This window comes from Chryseobacterium sp. POL2 (genome assembly GCF_011058315.1).
Taxonomy (GTDB): Bacteria; Bacteroidota; Bacteroidia; order Flavobacteriales; family Weeksellaceae; genus Soonwooa.
Window position 1 is genome coordinate 862,066 of the sequence record NZ_CP049298.1, and the last position, 20,878, is coordinate 882,943.

Genomic DNA, 20,878 nt, shown 5'->3' on the forward strand with positions numbered 1-20,878 from the left:
GGTTATTGGTTAATAGTTACTAGTTATTGGTTATTGGTTACTAGTTACTAGTTACTAGTTTCTAATCTCAAATTTCAAATCTCTATCTACTCGTATTTCAGATATTTCACAAGATTGACTTTGGTAGCTTGATAAGCTTTAATACTAACCACCGCGAAGGTCAAAATAAGTAATACAACCAAGCTCAAAATATAAGGCCAGACTGGCATATCAATTCTATAAGCGAAGTCTTTTAACCATTCGTTCATTGCGTAATATCCAAATGGAAGACTAATGAAAACCGCAATTATACAGATGATTAAGAATTTTTTTGTTAGATCCCAAACGATGGTTTTTTCGTCGGCACCTAAAGTTTTTTTGATGGCTACATCTTTTAATTTTTGTTCGATAAGTAAGGATGAAAGCGCGAATAATCCTAGCAAAGCAACGATGAGAACAATCCCATTAAGAACAGAGAATAATGTTTTCTGCTTTTGAAATTTAGCAAATGTTTTTTCAAAATTTTTATCTACAAAACTATACTCAAACGGATATCCCGGTTCTAATTTTGTACTCCAAAGCTCATTAATTCGTTCAATAGTTCCATCGATATCATCTTTTGATAATTTGATTTGAAGATTTCCCATATTATTTTTCGACCAGTTTCTATCGTAATTGAAAAAAGCCGCAGCTTCCACAGGCTTATCCACGCCACTGAAGTAAAAATCCTTTACCACACCAAGAATGTTATTCAGTTCAGATTTTACGCCCCAACCTACCAATACATCTTTTCCAATGGCTTGTTGTGGACTCCAGCCCATTTTTCCGACAAAAGATTCATTAACAACCAATCCTTTAATGGTGTCCGAAGCTTTATTCCAATCCAAATCTCGTCCAGCAATAATTTTCATTTGATAAAAATTGAAATAATTGCGTTCAATTCCGCCAACAACAACACTATTAATAACTTTTGTTGTATCCGAGCCTTTTTTTACACTAGAAGCATTTGTAATCCCCGATCCTACCACCGAAACAGAACCTGTAACATCTTCTACACCACGAATTTTTTTCACCTCATCACGAGCCAATTCGTATCTTTTTACGTTGTAATCTTTATCTTGATAATTGTATTTTTTGAAATCGACTTTTATGACTTGATCACCTTTGAAACCCAAATCTTTCTTCATCATAAATTTTACTTGGGTGTAAATAATTAATGAACAAATGATGAAGAATGATGAAATAATAAGCTGAATCGTTAAGATAAAATTCCGCAATAACACGCCACTTTTGCTTCTTGCGAAATTGCCCTTTAAGGTATTAATCGGTTTAAAATTCGATAAATAAAAAGCAGGCAACAATCCAGAAATAAGCGCAAAAATCAGAACAATAAATCCTGAATAAACGAATAATTTAGGATCATTTAATTGGAGTTCTTTTTCTAAAAATTTGTTGTAAGTCGGTAGTAAAAGTTCGATGAGTGAAACTGCTACAAGAAATGCTACGCTACAAATGATGAGATTTTCCAGCAAAAACTGCACAATTAGTTTTTCTTTTGAGCTTCCTAAAGCCTTTCGCACACCAACTTCTTTGGCTCTTTGTGAGGCTTGTGCGGTTTTCAGATTGATTAAATTGATTCCTGATAAAACTAAAATGAGAGCGGCCAAACCTAGCAAAATGAAAATTGATTTTTTATCTCCTTTATGAATGCCATCGCCGATAGCGTCTAACTTCATTTTGTCGAGCCTCGTTAAAATCACATTAATTGTTGGATCAGCTTCATAACCCCATTTTTTACTGGAAATAACATCTTGTTTGCGCAATTCCGAAGTCATTTTTTCCTGTAATTTTAAGATATCTGTCCCGGGTTTCAATTTTAAAAAACCAGTATAACTGTAGTTTGTCCATTGGTCTTTGGCTTGATCTAAACTGGGCATTTTAATCATAAATCCTGGCGCAAAAACAGATTTTTCCTTAGGTAATTTATAAATTGAGCTAACGGTGTACGACTTATTGTTGTTATCATTTTTCACGACTTTACCTATCGATTTATGATAATCTTTACCAAAAAGTTGTCGTGCTGTATCTTCAGAAAGAGCAATTTGAGATTCATCATTTAATGAATTATCATAATGTCCTGCTACTTTTTCAAATGGAAAAAATTGAAAAACCGAGTTTACCACCGTCCCCATCGGAACATAGACCGATCGAGAATCTGCCATGATTTTAGTTTCTCCCCATGTATTAAGAATCGTAAAATCTTCAACTTCAGGATAATTTTCTTTGGAAAAACGCAATTGCGGATAGCTGGAAATGGACATTGCTCCAAAAAGTTTGTTATCATTCTCAATCAAATAAATGTTCTCCCTATTGGGAACCCATTGTTCATAGGATTTTTCGTCTTGCCAATTGATGAATACCAAAAGGAAAATACACAATCCCAAACTTAATCCCAACACATTAATGATGGTGGAAAGCCAATTCTTTTTATAATTGATGAATGCTATTTTTAGCCAGTTTTTTAACATGATAATTCGTTTTTTTCAATGAAGAAACACAGAGAAACCAGAAATATATCAAAGCTTCTCTGTTGATTCTTGTGAAAATAATTTAGTTTAATAATATTTTTAAAGTTCCGAAGCTTCTGCTTTTTCGAAAACGTCTTTTCGTTGTGAGGTCAGCTCTTCACTAAATATTTCGCCGTCTTTCATATTGACAATTCGTGAGGCAAAACCAGCATCGTAAGACGAGTGCGTCACCATCACAATGGTGGAACCTTCGCGATGAAGTTCTGCAAGAAGATTCATCACTTCGTTTCCGTTGGAAGAATCGAGGTTTCCCGTAGGCTCATCGGCAAGAATAAGTTTTGGTCTTGTCACCAACGCTCTGGCAACCGCCGCTCGTTGTTGCTGCCCACCAGAAAGTTGTTGTGGATAATGCTTTGCGCGATGACTGATGTTGATTTTCTCCATAATCTCCTCGACTCTTTTCTTGCGTTCTGACGAGGAAATTCCGTTGTAGATCAAAGGAAGTTCGATGTTTTCGTACACGGATAATTCATCTATCAGGTTAAAATTTTGAAAAATAAAACCGATATTTTTCTTTCTTAAACCTGATTTTTTCTTTTTTGAAGACTTCACCGTTTCCGTGTCAAGAAACAAATATGATCCTGAAGAAGCCTCGTCTAAAAGACCTAAGATATTAAGCAATGTTGATTTCCCGCAACCTGAAGGTCCCATAATGGCAACAAATTCGCCAGGTTGCACTTTGAATTCCACATTGTTCAAAGCCTTAGTTTGTACATCTTCTGTGCGGTATATTTTTGAAAGTTGATATGTTGTTATCATTGTTTTGGTGTTTAGTATAAAGTTGATAGTTTATGGTTTAAAATCTGATGTCTATTTAGTTTTAAATTTCACCACATATTCCTGCAAAGGAAAACCGTCTAACGAAACGAAATTTCTTCCAACAAGAATGAATTCATATTCTTTATTCGGTTCCAATTTCATTTCTATTTTCAAAGCTTTGTTATTATCGATATAAACAGGTTTTGAACTAATCGGAACGGCTTCTTTTCCCAAATCTCCCCAATTAATAGAAAGTCCTTTTCCTAAAAGCTCTTGGTCGAAATAAACAATCATTTCTTTGATAGACGGATCGACATCATTTTTTCCATTGATATCGGGCGAAACTGATTTTACTTTTGGAAGCTTCACTTCGTAATCTGCAACAATTGTTTGCACATTATTTCCCACATTTTGGAAAAATTCTACAATTTTTGGGTAAAAGCTTTCAAGATTTGGATATTGCTTTCTGTTCAATTGATAATGTTCTAAAAGTGCGACCAATTCGGGTGTCCAAAGAAATCTACGTTTCATTTGATCTTTATATTCGGCTTTAATATCAGCTTCGGAAAAAGCATTTTCTTTCATGTAAACGATTACCGCAGCACGAACAATCGATTCGTTGATAATAGTTTCCCATTTTCCATAAGCTTGGTTTGACATAGGCTCTTTCACAGCGCTTAAAATCTTTTCGCCAGCAGATTCTAATTCGTTTTTATAATTTTTGGTGTCTAGAATATAATTCACAAAAGAATGGTTGAACTCATGAATCAAAGTCGGCGCATAAGCGCTTGTATATGTCAATTTTCTACCATCAAATTTTCCGCCGCTCACAATGGCATACACCACATCACGTTTTTTTCCTTCGACGCGTGGGCCATAATTTCCGCCACCGTTTCCGTATCCAATAACGACTTTGTAATCTTCATTCGGTTGTTTTCCGTAAAATTTCGGATACCATTCTTGATTCAGTTTCACCAAAACCGAATCGTTAAAAGCTTTCGCTGCTTGCTGATAATCTTTTTGATGGGATTTATAAAAATCATTAAACTTGGTTTGTTTGTAATACTGATTCAAACTCTGGATAAAATCGGGAAGTTTCTCCGTTTTCCAACGTTTGTCCAACGAGGTTCTTTTGGGATCGATTAAACTAATTTTTCCGTTTTTAATTTTTAAATTTACCGCCATAGACATCACGGCATCATAGCCCAAACCATCATTATTTCTGTCTTTTGCAAGATTTTTTAGAAATTCTGAATTTTTAAAAGATCCAAAATATTTTTCTAAATCTTCGACATACAACGCATTATTTTTCTCGCTGTATTCTTCTGCATCTATCATCCTGAAAACAGAGCTCATCAGCTCCACACGTTCATCCACATAAGGTTCAATTTTGTTTTGTGCGTTTGCCAAATTCCCAATCAACATTAACGTTAAACCTAAATATACATTTACTTTTTTCATCTTATTTTTTCAAGTCTAAAATTTCATAATTTTTATAATCACTATAATCCGAAACGATTACTTTGTCACCTTTTTTCAATCCCGAAGTCACTTCGTAAAACAGTGGATTTTCTGGTCCCAAACTGATATTTCGTTTTTCGGCTTTCGTTCCGTTTACTACAAAAATCCATTTTCCGTTGGTATCTTTGTAAAAGTTGCCTTTCGGAATCATCATACTTTGCGTGTCTGCGGAGAGTTTCAGCTTCACACCGAAGGTCATTCCTATTTTGAGATTGTTTGGTTTTTCTGTATCTGCGAAATTCAATTCTACAGAAAACTGTCCATCTTTCACTTCTGGAAGTACTTTTGTCACAATTACATTGTCACTTTTCCCATTGTTATCCAGCGTTCCTTTTATACCAAGTTGTAATTTGTTGATGTAATATTCGTCCACTTTTGCCACCAACTTGTAACCATCCATCAAATCGATTTTCCCAATGCTTTCACCCGAAGTCAGGTTCTGACCCAAAGATAGACTGAAAGACGATAATCTCCCAGAAACAGGCGCCATAATGAGAAAATTATTTTTGTTCGATTTCAAAACATTCAAACTTTTCTGCATCTGATTAATCGATGAATTAATTGCTGAAATTTGCTGATTTCTGGAGTTGTTTTCGCTGACGATACCTTGTTCTGTAATCTGTTTTCTCTTTTTTTGATATTGCATATTTTGTTTAGCCAAATCAAATTCAGATTTTTTTCCAATTTCTGCATCATAAAGACGCTTTTGAAGATTATAGGTTTGCAAAGCCGTATTGTAATCATTTTGCGCTTGCAATAACTCTTTATTTTGATTGAATTCCTGATCTTTCAGTTCCAAAAGCGAATTTCTCATTTGGTTGATCTGTTGCATAATTCCTGTTTCTTGATTCATATAATTGAATTCTGTATTCGGATTGTACACGCGCGCCAATGGCTCACCTTGGCTGACCATTTGTCCATCTTCGGTATAAATTTCTTTTACCATTCCGCCTTCCAAAACATTCACAAGAGAAGAATTTAACGATTGCGTTTGTGCTGTAATCATCAACATATCTTCAAATTTCCCTTCGCTCACTTCTTCTATTTGGAGATTTTCGATTTTCACATTATAAGTTTTTTTTTGCTGAAAGAAATAGCTTAAAAAAATACCAATGCCAAAAATCCCGACCAAAACGATGATGATGATTTTGATTTTCGATTGTTTTTTCTCTACCTTCGTATCCATTATAGTAGTTTGATTCACAGTTTATTACACGAACATAATGCCACAAAAATTATAAATCTGTAATATCCTGATAATGAGATTATGAAGAAAACAAATCAATTTTAAAAGTGTTCGAAAATGAACAGTATTTGTTCAAAACCGAACATTTATTTTAATAAACATGAGAAAAAAAGAAGCCGGAATCCTAATTGTCGATGACGACGAAGACATATTATTTTCCGCCAGAGTTTGGCTGAAGAAGTTTTTCACAAACGTTATCAACATCAGTTCGCCACAAAAAATAATTTCTACGATTAATGAAAATGATATTGACGCCATTTTGCTGGACATGAACTTTAGAAGAGGTTTCGAAGATGGAAAAGAAGGTTTGTATTGGCTTTCTGAAATCAAAGAAATTAATAAAGACATTCCTGTGATTCTCATGACGGCTTATGGCGAAGTAGAATTGGCTGTAGAAGCTTTGAAAATGGGCGCTACCGATTTTATTCTGAAACCTTGGAACAACGAAAAACTCTATGCTTCTGTAAATCTCGCTGTGGATTTGTCCCGAAAAAATAAAAAACTTTCACAATGGGAAAATCTGTTGGAAAAAAATACCAATTATCAATTGGAAAGCCAATCTGCAAAGATGAATACCGTGATGCAAACCTTACAAAAAGTCGCAAAAACTGACGCAAATGTGCTTCTTTTAGGTGAAAACGGAACTGGAAAATACGTGATGGCAGAATACCTCTATCAACACTCTTTGCGAAAAAATGAAGCTTTTGTACATATTGATTTGGGCGCGATTTCCGAAAATTTGTTCGAAGCAGAATTGTTCGGTTACGCCAAAGGTGCTTTTACTGATGCCAAAACCGATAAAGCTGGAAAGATTGAAAATGCCGATGGTGGAACCGTTTTCCTTGATGAAATTGGGAATTTATCGTTGGGTTTGCAACAAAAATTATTGACTCTAATTCAAACTAAAAAATTATCACGAATTGGCGAAACCAAAGAACGTTTTCCCGATGTGAGATTCATTTTTGCGACCAATGCTAATTTGAAAAAACTGGTTGCAGAAGGCAAATTTCGGGAAGATTTGTATTTCAGAATCAATACTGTGGAAGTGGAATTGCCGCCGCTTCGGGAACGAAAAGAAGATATCCCAAATTTAGCCGCATTTTTCATTGAAAAATTTGAAAAAAAATACCATAAATCCAATATTGAAATTTCTAATTTAGAGGAAGTGATTCAATATGCTTTTCCTGGAAATATTCGTGAATTGGAACATAGTTTGGAGCGCGAAATTATTTTGGCAGACACCAACAAAATTCAGTTGAAATGGCAAGGTTTCGAAAAAAATCAAGAAACTTTAGTTTCTTTAAATTTGGAAGAAATGGAAGAAAAACTCATTAAAAATGCCTTGAAAAAATACCGTGGAAATATCTCTGCCGCCGCCGATGCCTTGGGACTTTCTCGTGCTGCACTCTACCGTAGAATGGAAAAATTTGGAATATAAGCAATGAATAAAATTTATTGGATTTGGCTGTTTTGGAGCCTTCTCAGTTTGGTATTTTGTCTTCTGGCTTTTGATGCATTTTGGCATCAGAAAGTCTTTACAGCGGTTATTTTGTTCGTTTTTGCTGTCATTTTTCACATGTTGTGTTGGTTAAATTTTAATCAAAAAATGAATGAAGTAGAAAAAATCATTTCTTCCATTCGTCAAAAAGATTTTTCACTTTTTCCAAAAATCTCCAAGTCCAACGACTTAAAATCAAGTGCTGTAAAGCTTTATTATCAAACAAAAGACGAACATAAAAATTTGTATTCTTACAAAAATCTGTACGATTCTATTTTGGACAAAATGGAAATTGGATTTTTAATTTTAAACAAATCATCTTCGGAAAAAGACTGGCAGGTTTTCTACTGCAATCCGAGTTTCACCAGAATTTTAAAAGTTCCGAAATACAATTCTTGGGCATTTTATCAAGAAAAATCGCCAGAATTTTTTAAACTCATTGAAGCAACAGATTTTCTGGATTCGCAGGAATTTATAGATATTTCCATTCAAGAAAGTAGCGCGCAATCGTTCTCGATTCGAACTTCCAGAATTTCCAATTTTCAAAATGATTTTTGTGTGATTTCTATGGAATCCATCCAAAAAATTATCGACAAAAAGGAGAAATTAGCTTGGAATAATCTAATGAAAGTCATTTCGCATGAGCTTCTCAACACGCTAACGCCAGTTAATAGTTTGATTCATAATCTGGAATATTTAACCGAACAAGAAAATCTAACCGACGAGGATCAAGAAGAAATAAAAGATTCTTTGAAAATTATCAATTCCAAATCGCAACAATTACTCCATTTCATCGATAGTTATCGTCAAATAGCAGAACTTCCAAAGCCTAAAAAATCGAGAATTAATCTACGGAATAGTATCGAAAAGGTGTTAAAAATTTTCGAACCCGAATTTAAAATTCAGAACATAAAACTTGACGTGGACCTTCAAGATTTCTTTATTCAGGCAGATGAAAGCATGATAGAACGCGTTTTGGTAAATCTTTTAACCAATGCACAATTGGCGGTACAACATCAAGAAAACAAACACATTCGATTGCAAGTTTTCGAAAGCAACAATCGTGTGGTTATCAGCGTTGAAGACAATGGGCAAGGCATAGACTCGCAGATTGAATCTAAAATTTTTCTTCCGTTTTTTACCACGCGACCAAATGGTTCGGGAATTGGGCTTACGCTTTCCAAAAGCATTATGGAAGCGCACAATGGCTATATCGTATATCGCCGACTAGAAAAAGGTTCTGTATTTGAACTTTGGTTTTTGTAGAAAACATATTTATAACAAAAAGTTATTGACTATAATTATTTATGATTTGATTCGTAATAACAAATACAGGTAATTTGCAGAAAAAAATAATGGGCTTTTTAACCTCCAATAAAAACATTCAAATTTTAATATTTAGTGTTCTTGCAATTTTATCATTTAGCGGTTTGGTAAGTTCGCCTATTGCGTTATTGCTCGGTCTTTTCTTTGCCATTTTGGTCGGAAATCCCTTCGAAAATAAAGTTTCAAAATACATTTCCAAACTCTTGCAGATTTCTATTGTCGGACTTGGATTTGGACTGCATCTCGATGAAGCTTTGCAAGTTGGGCAATCTGGTTTTTTATTAACGGTTGGCAGTATTTTTAGTGTTTTGATTCTCGGCTATTTTTTAGGACAACTTTTAAACATAGAAAGACCGCTTTCTTATCTTATTTCCGCTGGTACAGCTATTTGTGGAGGAAGTGCCATAGCCGCCGTATCTCCAATTATCAAGGCGAATACCAAACAAATTTCGTTGGCATTGGCTATTGTTTTTTCGCTCAATTCCGTTGCTCTATTCGTTTATCCAAGTATTGGACATTGGCTAATGATGTCGCAACAAGACTTTGGAATGTGGTGTGCGATTGGCATACACGACACCAGTTCGGTAGTTGGCGCAGCCAGTAAATATGGTGATGAAGCTCTGAAAACGGCAACAACAGTGAAACTAGCACGCGCACTTTGGATAATTCCAGTTTCTATTTTAACGATGTTTATTTTTAAAACTAAAGATTCAAAAATTAAAATTCCTTGGTTTATTGGCTTTTTCATCATCGCTATTTTATTAAGTACTTACTTTCCTATTTTTGAAGTGGTAAGTCCTACGGTTACAGAGATTTCAAAATTGGGGCTTAATCTCACCTTGTTTTTAATTGGTTCAACCTTATCGCTTGAAGCGCTAAGATCGATTAGTATAAAACCATTATTCCTAGCTATTTTTCTTTGGATTTTTATAAGTATCGGAAGTTTAATATTAATTTTAAACTAAATTTCAGTAATTTTAGGTTTTAATATAGAACAATGGCTGAGGTAAAACGCAATCCAAAAGTTGATGCATATCTAACAAAGAAATCCGCTTGGCATAACGAAATAACCGCTCTTCGGGAATTGATTTTAGAATTTGATGTGGAAGAAGATTTCAAATGGTATCAACCTTGTTACAAAGTCAATGCTAAAAATGTAATAATAGTAGGTCCTTTCAAAGACTTTTGCGTTTTAAGCTTTTTCAAAGGTGTATTGTTGAAAGATCCAAAGCAACTTTTGGTACAGATGGGTGAAAACTCGCAGTCGAGTCGCGTGATAAAAATAACTAGTCTGGAACAAATTGAAACTCTAAAAAGTGATCTAAAAAACCTAATTGCCGAAGCTATACAAAATGAAAAAGAAGGCAAAAAAGTCACCTTAAAAAAGACCGAAGACTACGACGTTCCAGAAGAGTTAACTGCCATGTTCGCAGAATATCCAGATCTAAAAACAGCTTTTGAAAAATTGACACCCGGACGACAACGCGGCTACCTTTTACACTTTTCCGCAGCCAAACAAGCTGCAACAAGATTAGCAAGAATTGAAAGGTATATCCCACAGATTATGGAAGGTAAAGGCTATCAAGAATAATTCATTTTTTATGATTTATTAATAATTATTATTACCTTTAAAGAAAAAAAATATGGAAACGATAAAAATTGACATCATTATTTTGGCACCAGCTTCCAAAGTTTGGGAGTTATATACACAGTCGCACCATATTTCGAAATGGAATGTCGTGGACAACCGTTGGCGATGCACTTCTTCACATATCGACTTTAAAGAAGGTGGCACGTTTAAAAATACAATGGCACTAAAAGATGGCAGTTATTCGTTCGATTATGCTGGTGTTTTTGAAAAAATTATTCCGAACGAAGAAATCATCTATCGCACCAAAGATGGGCGTGTAGTAAAGGTTGGCTTCGAGACGATTGATGCAACAACGACAAAAATTACACAAGATATAGAGCCTGACAAACTTAATTCTTTCGAAAGTCAGCGCCAAGAATATTATAACATTCTCAATAATTTTCATAAATATGTTGAGAATCACTAAAACAAAAATCCTCCAAATTAGGAGGATTATTTATTTATAAAATAGCTTTCAATTCGTTTTTTTTATAGGTCTTTTTGATAAATTATATTCTGGTCTAATTTTTTGTTTAAAACTAGAATTCCAAAAAAAAGCTCTTCGATTTGATTTTTTAACTGGTAAAGTTTCACTTCCATAAATGCAACATCAGCCTCTTTTTCTGTTTTTATGCTTTCTTTTTTATTTTTAATAATACCGCCATCGTAAAGAATTTGATTCAGCTCGCCATACACCCGATATTGATCTTTACTAATTTTATCAATTTCAAACCCAGGTAGTTTAATACCTAGACTTGTCACATCCGATTGGTAGGTTGCTTGTGCATTTACGGAAAATTGTGGTAAGTAGCCTTTGCTGACATTGCTCAAAGAGTATTCTTTTGATTTTTCCATCAAGCCGAATTGTTTGATCAAAAGATAATTTTCTCTTGCCCACTCTTGGCATTGTCTTATACTTATACGAGGGGCTCCTTGTCTGCGGACATTGGTAAAACTTGCGAAACTAAGGAGTACAATAAATTATAATTTTTGCATCTCTTTTGGATTATATTACAAATTCCAGAAGAAAAAAAATGATTTTTCTCTATCTTAAAAAACCAAACTAATATAATGATAAAGATTTGAGATCTAAATTTCTAATCAATAGATTATGCTATTTTACACATAATTATCCCAAAAGGCATTCACTTTCTTCCCAAAATAAAAAAAAATGAACGCCTCTAAAGAATCGCAAGAAATACGACAATAAGAAGTTGAAAAACTTTTGTGTGTTTTAGAAATATTTATTCAATACTAAAATTAATTTCAGCATCTAGTTTTGGAAATTTATTTTGAGAAACGAATTTTCTCCCTGTGCAATCAACTTCTTGCCAAGCCTTTTTGCGTCCAAGATCGCCAACCTCAACCACATAAGGAATCAGTTTAATATTACTAATCTCAGCATCAAAAATCTCTTTGTACTGCACCGCAACATCAAGAACACAATCAAAATCCGTATTGAGTTTTACATTACGATAAATGATATCAAAATGGCTTTCTTTATTTTCTGGAATTCTGAAATAAGCTTCGTAACCTACCGTATCGCCTCGCAATACAGCCATGGTTTTCAGTGCATAAAACAAGGCATATGTGTAATACTTTCGGCTCTGTTGTCTTCCATAATCATTTGGATAAAAACCGCCTTCAAACAAGATTGTCGGAATCCCAAATTTCATCAAATTATCACCTGAGGAAGTTGGATAAAACTCGTCATTATAACGTGCAATCTGGTTCGGAAGGAATTGTTGCATTTGTATAAAAATCGCCGAAATAATAGCCATACTTTTCTTTCTATTTTCCGTTAAACTTCGCTCAGTATCTTGTGAAGGGGCCAAAAACGAAAGGGTCGCCGGAAGATCTTTATCGGCAGAAAAAATAGTACGCTGATCATGAAGATTTAACGCATAATCATATTTAGTATCTTTTATAAAATTTTTCAAAATTCGCATTTCGATACTTGATTCTTTTAAAAAATCCCTGTTAATATCGATATCAAAAGCATTACGACGCGTCCAGACTTCCGAGCCATCAGGATTTAGCATAAAAATAAAATCTAAAGTCAATGCTAAAAAAAGCTTCTGCTTAACCTCATCATGCGCCTTAAAAAATTCTAATAAATCCAGCATTGCTAGAGTCGCGGTGGATTCGTTGCCATGCATTTGTGACCAAGCCGCCACTTTAACAGGACCATTTCCTAAACTTAATTTATAGATGGGTTTTCCTAAAGATGATTTTCCGATCTCCGTGATACAATCGCTGAGATTGGCTTGTAGGTAAGAAAATAATTTTTCTGGGGAAATATAGCGTTCTGGGAAATCTTGATTTTTTACGTATTGAAAAATTCCAGCCATTATTTGATAATTTAAGTTTGTCAAATTTATGAAAAAGCAATGAATAATTTAAAGTTTACAATTGTAATTTCATTAAACACATGTAAATGTCATCTTGTCTGTTGAAAATATTGTTAATTGAACTATTTATAATTAATTTATACAATTATTTGATTATCAGCTTTTTATATAATTTATATAAATACTTAATTTAACTTTACTTTAAGTATAAAAACACTACTTAATCCTCATTTAAGGACTAATTTATCAAACATGACAAATGTGAGTAAACAACTACCCAATAGCTTGTTATACATTTGTTAATTATAAAAAAACTATTAAAGATTAATAGCAGATAGTATCAAAAGCCATAACCTATTGCTTAATAGAATTTTAGTAAATTTTAATCAAAACTTGGTTTTTTAATTAATGTAAAGTTTACAATTTTATACGATTAAACTTTCCACAATATTTTAACAATACAAGATTTTTATATCATTCAACTACTTGATTATTAGATATATAGTGTTTAATTTACATTTGTAATTTCTAAATGTTTACTTCTGTAATATTTACTCTATTTATAATTGTAAAAGTTTTATTACATTTGTAAAATGGAAATTAATGAGAGAATCTCCGTTATTATGGAGCATTATAATATTAGTCCGTCAGAATTTGCTGAGAAAGTAGATGTCCAGCGGTCGAGTATTTCGCACATCACTTCAGGGCGGAACAAGCCATCTTTGGAGTTTATCACCAAAGTCAAAAATAGCTTCCCAGACATAGAATGGGACTGGCTAATCAATAATAATGGGCCAATGATAAAACCTAAAGTAGAAATTATTGAAGAAAAAGTGGAAGTAAAAAAGCTTCCCCTACCCGACCTTTTCTCTATAATCGAAGATGAAAGTTTTGGTCGAAATAATTTGATTCCAGAAAAAGAGCAAAAAACTAATGCGTCAGAAACGAATAAAATGTCCTCTGACAAAGAAGAAAAAAAAATAATCAATTCTCAGCCATTAGAGAATTTTCCAATGGTACACGAAAATTCTTCGAAAAAAGTGAAGCGCGTTATTTTATTTTTTGAAGACGGCACTTTTGAAGCTTTCGAAAATTAAATCGTTTTTATTTTAAAATCTCACTAAGAAATTGCAACGTGTGTTTCCAAGCACGTTTTGCCATTATCGGATTGTAATCTTCAGATTCTGGATTGGTAAAAGTGTGTCCAGAATTGGCATAGGTAATAATCTGCCAATCGGCTTTTCCATCATTCATTTCTTGGATAAGCATATCATAATCCTCTTTTGTTACACTCTTGTCATCCGCTGGATTTTCAACCAAAATCTTTGTTTTAATAAGATCATTCGGACGCGATTTATCCTTAAAAAGTCCTCCATGAATACTTACAACTCCTTCAACAGGAAAGCCTGCTCTAGCAACTTCTAACGCGCCAGTTCCGCCAAAACAATAACCAATAACTGCTATTTTTTTGGGGTCAGCATTTTGTTTTATCAAAGCATCAAGCGCCAACTGAATCCGATGCTGGTAGGCTTTGTAATCTGTCTTATAGAATGTCGCTATTTTTGCAGCTTCCTCATTGGTTTTAGGAATATTTCCTTCTCCATAAATGTCAGCAATCAAAGCGATATAACCTTCTTTTTGTAAATCGAGCGCGGCTTGTTTGGCCTCGTTATCAATGCCTTTCCATGCTGGTAAAATCAAAACTGCTGGACGTTTTTGTTGCGTGTTGTCTGTTACCAAGGCATTCAACTTTTGCTTAGCATCTTGATAGGTGACTTTCTTCAAAGTTTGTGCGGACATACTTGTCAACATAAATAAACAGGCTGAGATTAAAACTAATTTTTTCATATTCTGGATTTTTGGTTTTATTAAAATTAAACATTTTTAAATTAAATAAATTCACAAAAAAAACAGCTTCAAAAAACTGAAGCTGTTAACTAATTTATCTTGTATTCTTCCCGTCAACTTTGATACGTTCTGGACGATTCGCCAATTCCCAAGCCGTTGTGAAAACCAATTGTGTCCGCTTTTGTAGCAAAGGATAATCAATCTTGTCTGGTGTATCTGTTGGTTTGTGATAATCTTCGTGAATGCCATCAAAATAAAATATAATCGGAATATTATGTTTTGCAAAATTATAATGGTCTGATCTGTAATACAATCTGTCAGGATCTTTAGGATCATCATATTTATAATTTAGAATCAAATTATGACTGTCTTTATTTGCTTGTTCATTAATCGTTTTAAGCTCGGAACTTAACATTGCAGAACCGATAACGTAAACATATTGTTTGCCACGATTTTCGGGGTCATCACGACCAATCATATCGATATTAAGATTAGCAACCGTATTGGCTAATGGGAAAACTGGATTTTTCGCATAATAATCTGATCCCCAAAGTCCATGCTCCTCACCTGTTACATGAAGAAAAAGAATTGAACGCTTTGGACCAAATCCTGCTTTCTTAGCTTTTTGAAAAGCTTCTGCAATTTCCATTACGGCAACTGTTCCGCTTCCGTCATCGTCGGCACCGTTATAGACAACGCCATTTTTCATCCCAACATGATCGTAATGTCCAGAAATCACAATCAGCTCCTCTGGTTTTTCACTTCCTTCGATATAAGCCAAAATATTTTCAGATTCTGGAAGTTGACCATTACGCGTTTTCATAAACTCGGAAGGTACTTTTTGATAATAAGAACCTAAAGCTTTAGGAAACGAAATTCCGTAATTTTTATATTGCTGAATCATATATTCTCCGGCTTTTTTTTGTCCTGGAGAACCTGTGTCACGACCTTGCATATCATCCGATGCAATGATGTATAGATCTCTTTTAAGATCTTCCACAGTGATACTATTATAAGCATTTTTAAAAGCTTCAGACGTCACCGAATAGTCATTTTTCCCATTAAGATTAGAACTTGTAGCACAATTTTGTGCAAAAGCTAGCGCAGCTATAAGTCCTACAAATTTTAAATTCTTCATATATAAATCTATTTCTTTATTAATGAGCCTCTAACCAGTTATCACCAACACCAACTTCAACCGTTAAAGGCACTTTGGTAGAATAAGCCGATTCCATAGCGTCTTTTATAAGTTTAGAAACCTCATCAACTTCTTCCAAAGGTGCTTCAAAAATTAATTCGTCATGCACTTGCAGCAGCATTTTGGTTTTTAAATTTTTCTCTTTTAAAACTTGATCAATTTTAATCATTGCCAATTTGATGATATCCGCCGCACTACCTTGTATGGGAGCATTCACCGCGTTACGTTCCGCATGACCTTTCACTACAAAATTGGTAGAGTTGATGTCATTAAGATGTCGTTTTCTTCCCAACATTGTTACAACGTAACCATTTTTTCTAGCATTTTCAACTTGCTCCGACATATATTCTTTAAGACGTGGATAGGTTTGGAAATAAGCATCAATCATAGCTTTCGCTTCGGTTCTTGACATGCCGGTTTGGTCCGCTAATCCAAAAGCACCTTGTCCATAAATAATCCCAAAGTTGACACTTTTGGCTTGCGAACGTTGCGTTTTTGAAACTTCTTCAATTGGGATTTTAAATAATTTTGCAGCCGTTGCAGCATGGATATCTTCACCATTTTGGAAGGCTTCAATCATATTTTCTTCATTCGAAATTTCAGCAATAAGGCGCAATTCTATCTGCGAATAATCGGCAGAAATTATCTTCTTACCTTCATCCGCTACAAAAGCACCCCGAATCTGTTGTCCGCGTAATGTACGGATAGGAATGTTTTGTAAATTAGGATTAACACTCGCCAAACGGCCTGTGGCAGCCACAGTTTGCGCATAAGTCGTATGCACGCGGTTGTCTATCGGATCTATCTGATTGGGCAATGCATCAACATAAGTGGATTTTAGTTTTTGCAGTTGACGATAATCTAATATTAATGCGATAATTTCGTGTTTTGAAGCCAATTTCTGCAGGACATCTTCGGAGGTGGCATATTGTCCTGTTTTTGTTTTCTTGGCTTTAGGATCGAGCTTTAATTTTTCAAATAAAACTTCGCCTAATTGTTTTGGCGAGTTCATATTAAACTCTTCGCCGGACAATTCAAAAATTTGAATTTCTAAATTTCTAAGATCATTTTCTAAATCTAGGCTTTCCTTTTTTAGCCAATCGGAATCAAGTTTTACGCCTGCCAATTCCATATTAGCTAAGACATTCATCAAAGGCATTTCAATATTCAGAAAGACATCTTCAAGATTTTCTTTCTTCAACTGAGGTGCAAAAAGTTGATACAATTGAAACGTTATATCGGCATCTTCTGCAGCATAAGCGGTTTGTTCTGCCAAATTTACTTCTCGCAACGTCAATTGGTTTTTACCTTTTTTCCCGATTAAACTTTCGATAGAAATAGGTGTATAATTGAGATACATTTCCGAAAGATAATCCATACCATGACGTCCATCTGGATTCAGTAAATAATGTGCAATCATGGTGTCAAACATTGGACCTTTGACTTCGATATTGTAATTTCTGAGAACTTTATAATCGTATTTGAGGTTGTGAGCAATTTTAAGAACATCTTCGCTTTCAAAAAACGGACGGAAAATTTCAACAATTTCTTGTGCTTTTTCTTGGTCTTCGGGAATCGGAATATAATAAGCTAATCCCGATTTATAGGAGAAACTCATTCCGATAAGTTGTGCTTCTAGCTCATTAAGTGACGTAGTTTCTGTATCGAAACAAACGGCAGGTTGCATCAACAAATTTTTAAGTAAAATCTGCATGGCCTTTGGTTGGTCGATGTATTGATAGAGATGATCGTTTTCTTTAATATTTGATTTTGTCGTCGTCGCCTCGTTTAGTTCTTCAAAATTAGCAAAAAGATCCAGCTGCGTTGCTTGTGGTTTTGCGGCTTTATCAGATTTAGAAACATTGTCATTGGCAATGCTTGTGGCGTTTGTGTCTGTTGCAAAAGCTCGGTATAAATTTTCATAAAGTCGACGAAATTCCAGTTCATCAAAGATTTCTTTTACTTTTTCAAAATCTGGCGTTTCAAGATCATAATCTTTTTCATGAAACTCCACTGGGGCATCGCAAAGAATGGTTGCAAGTTTTTTTGACAACAAACCGCGTTCGGCGCTTGCTTCCACTTTTTCTTTTAGTTTACCTTTCAGTTCATGTGTATTGGCCAATAGATTTTCCATTGAGCCGTATTCTTTAATAAATTTTTTAGCGGTCTTTTCGCCAACACCTTCCAATCCTGGAATATTATCCACAGCATCGCCCATCATTCCTAGATAATCGATAATTTGTTTGGGATCATCAACATCATATTTGGCTTTAACTTCTTCAACACCTAGAATTTCGATATCGCCACCTTTTAATCCGGGTTTATATATTTTAACTTTATCGGTTACCAATTGGGCAAAATCTTTATCGGGCGTTACCATAAAAACCTGATAATCTTTCTCTGAAGCTTTACAAGACAAAGTACCAATAACATCGTCCGCTTCGTAGCCTTCTACTCCTAAAATAGGAATATGCATCGCTTTTAAGATGTCATGAATATAAGGTTTTGCTATAATTATAGCTTCCGGCGTTTCGGCTCTATTCGCTTTATAATCGCTATAATCCTCGTGGCGGACATTGGTTCTTCCGACATCAAAAACGACTGCCAAATGTGTAGGGCGTTCTCTTTTGATAAGCTCTATCAAAGAATTTGTAAAACCAAAAATCGCCGATGTATCCAATCCTTTTGTTGAAAGTCTAGGATTTCTAATAAATGCGTAATAACCACGAAAAATCATCGCGTATGCATCAATTAGAAAAAGTCTTTTATCTGTTGTCATAACAACAAAAGTAAGGAAAATTGCTTCAAAAATAAACCTCTGAATAAATCAAAATAAAAAGCAATGCACATTTCATAAACATGTTATTTTTTTTAAAAATAATTATTGTTAAACTTTCTTAAAAAAAATCTATTTATGAAAATATTTGGTTGTATTTTTGCATTGTAATCACGATGAATAAAAAGCTACTTTTTGGTATTGGCGTTGTTGCCGTTTCATTTATTTTAATAAGCTGTTCCACTGCTGGAAAAAGCCAAACTGCTGTTGCACAAATGGCACAAAAAAATAATATTAAAAGAATTCTTTATTTTATACCAGAAGTCATTCCCGATATTGAGGAGATCAAACAACCAACATACGATGTTTTTTTTAATGCTGCGAGCGACAAAATGATGTCTTTGGGGACACGCGATTATTTAAGAATTGACATTCCCGTGGAATATGATAGCGTGAATGTAAGCATGCTCCGCGAATTTTGTAAAAATAATGATGCCGATGTTGCCATTGTGCCGCGTGTTAAATACTTCAAAGTTGGCCTTGGCAAATATGTTTTTTCTAATCAAGTGGAAGTCAGTTTAAAACTTTTTGATGCAGAAGGCAACTTTCTACTAGAAACCAGCTACGATACGTATAAAGCTGGCGGAAGAATGTTGGGTTCTGCAGAAAACTCAGTGAAAATAGGAACCAAAGGCGCGCTTCAAAATATGAATAAAGAACTTCAAAACAATAAAATATTCTTTATTAAATCGACTTAAGAGGTCTTGAAGATTCCGCTTCATTTCTTTATTCATAGAGTTTTTAATACTTTTGCACCTTAAACAAAAAAGCTTTGGAAAACACGGAACTTATAAAAAACCCTGCTGATATTGCCGAATCTCTAAGTGGACTACCTGCTAAAGATAGGCTTTTAGCATTTTTGAAAGTTCCGAAAACGGATAAAGCCGAGGTTTTTGCACATCTTGATCCTGACTTTCAGGAAGAAACAATCCGCAGTATTGGTAGCAACGAGGTGGCATACATTCTTAATGAAATGACGCCCGATGACCGTACGCAATTGTTTGAGGACTTTCCAGATGAGCTCATCAAATATTCTATCAATCTACTTAATCCGCAAGAACGCCGTGTAGCCTTGAAACTTCTTGGTTACCATTCCGATTCTATTGCAAGATTGATGACGCCTTATTACATCCAAATTCGTAAAGAATGGACGGTGAAACGTTGTTTTCAACAGATAAAAAAAGTCGGTGCCAAAGTGGAAACCATGAATTATCTATTCGTGGTTGATGAAAAAAATAGATTGATAGACGACATTACCATCGGCACTCTTTTATTAGCTGATGAAGAAAATTTGGTTTCGGAATTGTGTGATAATCATTTCGTAGCCATTACAACGACGACTTCCAAAGAAGATGCCGTCCCTTATTTTGAAAAATATGATCGCAGTGCCATGCCAATTGTCACCGAAGCTGGCGTTTTGGTTGGTATTGTAACTATTGACGATATCCTTGACCAGATTGAGCAACAAAACACCGAAGACATTCAGAAATTTGGTGGTTTGGAAGCTTTGGATTTGCCTTATACACAAACACCTTGGACAGAAATGATTAAGAAAAGAGCCAGTTGGCTTATTATTCTTTTCCTTTCGGAAATGTTGACGGCAAGTGCGATGGGTTATTTTGATAAAGAGATTGAAAAAGCTGTTGTGCTGGCCTTATTTGTTCCTTTAATTATTTCGAGTGGCGGAAATTCGGGATCGCAAGCTGCAACTTTGATAATCCGCGCGATGGCTTTGCAAGAGCTTAATCTTCGCGATTGGTGGTATGTTATGAAAAAGGAAATTATCTCAGGGCTTTGTCTTGGTTTAATTTTAGGAGCTATTGGTTTTCTCAGAATTATGATGTGGCAAGAGCTAGGACTTTTCGACTATGGTGAATATTGGATGTATGTTGGGCTAAGTGTTTCTGTTAGCTTAATAGCCATCGTACTTTGGGGAACTTTATCAGGCTCTATGATTCCTTTTATTTTAAAGAAATTAAATCTTGACCCTGCAACATCTTCCGCTCCTTTTGTCGCAACACTAGTTGATGTAACAGGATTAATCATTTATTTTACCGTAGCGGGATTATTTTTAACGGGCAGACTTTTATAATCGATA

The 20,878-nt window shown here is 34.6% G+C and carries 17 protein-coding genes; 8 read left to right on the forward strand and 9 right to left on the reverse strand.

Annotated features, from left to right (window positions below; translation table 11 throughout):
• Nucleotides 1–86: 86 nt before the first annotated feature.
• From G6R40_RS04075 to G6R40_RS04090, 4 genes are all read right to left on the reverse strand, one after another.
• Complete coding sequence (locus G6R40_RS04075; RefSeq protein WP_165131893.1) at nucleotides 87–2,507, reverse strand: ABC transporter permease; 2,421 nt, start codon at nucleotides 2,505–2,507, stop codon at nucleotides 87–89.
• A 99-nt stretch (nucleotides 2,508–2,606) separates the two neighbouring features.
• The gene (locus tag G6R40_RS04080) at nucleotides 2,607–3,326 is read right to left on the reverse strand and encodes an ABC transporter ATP-binding protein (RefSeq protein WP_165131896.1); all 720 of its coding nucleotides are present in this window, start codon (nucleotides 3,324–3,326) and stop codon (nucleotides 2,607–2,609) included.
• A 51-nt stretch (nucleotides 3,327–3,377) separates the two neighbouring features.
• Nucleotides 3,378–4,787, reverse strand: coding sequence for a DUF4932 domain-containing protein (locus G6R40_RS04085; RefSeq protein WP_165131899.1), 1,410 nt, complete (start codon nucleotides 4,785–4,787; stop codon nucleotides 3,378–3,380).
• 1 nt (nucleotide 4,788) lies between these two features.
• Nucleotides 4,789–6,033 (reverse strand): efflux RND transporter periplasmic adaptor subunit, encoded by a 1,245-nt coding sequence (locus G6R40_RS04090; RefSeq protein WP_165131902.1) that lies wholly within the window; start codon nucleotides 6,031–6,033, stop codon nucleotides 4,789–4,791.
• Between the two features lie 160 nt (nucleotides 6,034–6,193).
• On the opposite strand from G6R40_RS04090, the gene G6R40_RS04095 reads away from it, so the two are divergent.
• The 5 genes from G6R40_RS04095 to G6R40_RS04115 all read left to right on the forward strand — a co-directional run bounded on the left by G6R40_RS04095 (nucleotide 6,194) and on the right by G6R40_RS04115 (nucleotide 10,974).
• On the forward strand, nucleotides 6,194–7,531 hold the full coding sequence (locus G6R40_RS04095) for a sigma-54-dependent transcriptional regulator (RefSeq protein ID WP_165131905.1): 1,338 nt from the start codon (nucleotides 6,194–6,196) through the stop codon (nucleotides 7,529–7,531).
• A 168-nt stretch (nucleotides 7,532–7,699) separates the two neighbouring features.
• Complete coding sequence (locus G6R40_RS04100; protein WP_228455914.1) at nucleotides 7,700–8,857, forward strand: sensor histidine kinase; 1,158 nt, start codon at nucleotides 7,700–7,702, stop codon at nucleotides 8,855–8,857.
• A gap of 89 nt (nucleotides 8,858–8,946) precedes the next feature.
• Nucleotides 8,947–9,882 (forward strand): YeiH family protein, encoded by a 936-nt coding sequence (locus tag G6R40_RS04105; RefSeq protein WP_165137506.1) that lies wholly within the window; start codon nucleotides 8,947–8,949, stop codon nucleotides 9,880–9,882.
• A 32-nt stretch (nucleotides 9,883–9,914) separates the two neighbouring features.
• Nucleotides 9,915–10,508 carry a YdeI/OmpD-associated family protein gene (locus G6R40_RS04110; protein WP_165131911.1) on the forward strand — a complete coding sequence of 198 codons (594 nt, stop codon included), beginning with the start codon at nucleotides 9,915–9,917 and terminating at the stop codon, nucleotides 10,506–10,508.
• Between the two features lie 52 nt (nucleotides 10,509–10,560).
• A complete protein-coding gene (locus G6R40_RS04115) occupies nucleotides 10,561–10,974 on the forward strand; it encodes an SRPBCC domain-containing protein (protein ID WP_165131914.1) in 414 nt (137 codons plus the stop codon).
• 62 nt (nucleotides 10,975–11,036) lie between these two features.
• On the opposite strand, the gene G6R40_RS04120 is transcribed toward G6R40_RS04115, so the two are convergent.
• On the reverse strand, nucleotides 11,037–11,402 hold the full coding sequence (locus G6R40_RS04120) for a TolC family protein (RefSeq protein ID WP_165131917.1): 366 nt from the start codon (nucleotides 11,400–11,402) through the stop codon (nucleotides 11,037–11,039).
• Nucleotides 11,403–11,791: 389 nt separating this feature from the next.
• Nucleotides 11,792–12,898, reverse strand: coding sequence for a M14 family zinc carboxypeptidase (locus G6R40_RS04125; RefSeq protein WP_165131920.1), 1,107 nt, complete (start codon nucleotides 12,896–12,898; stop codon nucleotides 11,792–11,794).
• 593 nt (nucleotides 12,899–13,491) lie between these two features.
• Here G6R40_RS04125 and G6R40_RS04130 point away from each other — a divergent pair.
• Nucleotides 13,492–13,995: a helix-turn-helix transcriptional regulator gene (locus G6R40_RS04130; RefSeq protein ID WP_165131923.1), complete on the forward strand. Its 504-nt coding sequence runs from the start codon at nucleotides 13,492–13,494 to the stop codon at nucleotides 13,993–13,995.
• A 7-nt stretch (nucleotides 13,996–14,002) separates the two neighbouring features.
• On the opposite strand, the gene G6R40_RS04135 is transcribed toward G6R40_RS04130, so the two are convergent.
• The 3 genes from G6R40_RS04135 to polA all read right to left on the reverse strand — a co-directional run bounded on the left by G6R40_RS04135 (nucleotide 14,003) and on the right by polA (nucleotide 18,723).
• Nucleotides 14,003–14,746, reverse strand: coding sequence for a dienelactone hydrolase family protein (locus G6R40_RS04135; protein WP_165131926.1), 744 nt, complete (start codon nucleotides 14,744–14,746; stop codon nucleotides 14,003–14,005).
• Nucleotides 14,747–14,840: 94 nt separating this feature from the next.
• Nucleotides 14,841–15,884, reverse strand: a complete 1,044-nt coding sequence (locus G6R40_RS04140) for a M28 family metallopeptidase (RefSeq protein WP_165131929.1) — start codon at nucleotides 15,882–15,884, stop codon at nucleotides 14,841–14,843.
• 19 nt (nucleotides 15,885–15,903) lie between these two features.
• Nucleotides 15,904–18,723, reverse strand: a complete 2,820-nt coding sequence (polA, locus tag G6R40_RS04145) for a DNA polymerase I (RefSeq protein ID WP_165131932.1) — start codon at nucleotides 18,721–18,723, stop codon at nucleotides 15,904–15,906.
• A gap of 173 nt (nucleotides 18,724–18,896) precedes the next feature.
• Between polA and G6R40_RS04150 the strand changes: the two genes are divergently transcribed.
• Both G6R40_RS04150 and mgtE read left to right on the forward strand, forming a co-directional pair.
• Entirely contained in the window at nucleotides 18,897–19,478 is a 582-nt protein-coding gene (locus G6R40_RS04150) for a pyruvate decarboxylase (protein WP_165131935.1), read from the forward strand.
• A 74-nt stretch (nucleotides 19,479–19,552) separates the two neighbouring features.
• A complete protein-coding gene (gene mgtE, locus G6R40_RS04155; protein ID WP_165131938.1) occupies nucleotides 19,553–20,872 on the forward strand; it encodes a magnesium transporter in 1,320 nt (439 codons plus the stop codon).
• The last annotated feature ends 6 nt before the right edge of the window (nucleotides 20,873–20,878 follow it).

Excerpts from the sequence above, each read along its gene's own strand:
- G6R40_RS04075 (WP_165131893.1), bottom strand. The coding sequence starts at position 2,507 with ATGTTAAAAAACTGGCTAAAAATAGCATTCATCAATTATAAAAAGAAT.
- G6R40_RS04080 (WP_165131896.1), bottom strand. The coding sequence starts at position 3,326 with ATGATAACAACATATCAACTTTCAAAAATATACCGCACAGAAGATGTA.
- G6R40_RS04085 (WP_165131899.1), bottom strand. The coding sequence starts at position 4,787 with ATGAAAAAAGTAAATGTATATTTAGGTTTAACGTTAATGTTGATTGGG.
- G6R40_RS04090 (WP_165131902.1), bottom strand. The coding sequence starts at position 6,033 with ATGGATACGAAGGTAGAGAAAAAACAATCGAAAATCAAAATCATCATC.
- G6R40_RS04095 (WP_165131905.1), top strand. The coding sequence starts at position 6,194 with ATGAGAAAAAAAGAAGCCGGAATCCTAATTGTCGATGACGACGAAGAC.
- G6R40_RS04100 (WP_228455914.1), top strand. The coding sequence starts at position 7,700 with ATGAATGAAGTAGAAAAAATCATTTCTTCCATTCGTCAAAAAGATTTT.
- G6R40_RS04105 (WP_165137506.1), top strand. The coding sequence starts at position 8,947 with ATGGGCTTTTTAACCTCCAATAAAAACATTCAAATTTTAATATTTAGT.
- G6R40_RS04110 (WP_165131911.1), top strand. The coding sequence starts at position 9,915 with ATGGCTGAGGTAAAACGCAATCCAAAAGTTGATGCATATCTAACAAAG.
- G6R40_RS04115 (WP_165131914.1), top strand. The coding sequence starts at position 10,561 with ATGGAAACGATAAAAATTGACATCATTATTTTGGCACCAGCTTCCAAA.
- G6R40_RS04120 (WP_165131917.1), bottom strand. The coding sequence starts at position 11,402 with ATGGAAAAATCAAAAGAATACTCTTTGAGCAATGTCAGCAAAGGCTAC.
- G6R40_RS04125 (WP_165131920.1), bottom strand. The coding sequence starts at position 12,898 with ATGGCTGGAATTTTTCAATACGTAAAAAATCAAGATTTCCCAGAACGC.
- G6R40_RS04130 (WP_165131923.1), top strand. The coding sequence starts at position 13,492 with ATGGAAATTAATGAGAGAATCTCCGTTATTATGGAGCATTATAATATT.
- G6R40_RS04135 (WP_165131926.1), bottom strand. The coding sequence starts at position 14,746 with ATGAAAAAATTAGTTTTAATCTCAGCCTGTTTATTTATGTTGACAAGT.
- G6R40_RS04140 (WP_165131929.1), bottom strand. The coding sequence starts at position 15,884 with ATGAAGAATTTAAAATTTGTAGGACTTATAGCTGCGCTAGCTTTTGCA.
- polA (WP_165131932.1), bottom strand. The coding sequence starts at position 18,723 with ATGACAACAGATAAAAGACTTTTTCTAATTGATGCATACGCGATGATT.
- G6R40_RS04150 (WP_165131935.1), top strand. The coding sequence starts at position 18,897 with ATGAATAAAAAGCTACTTTTTGGTATTGGCGTTGTTGCCGTTTCATTT.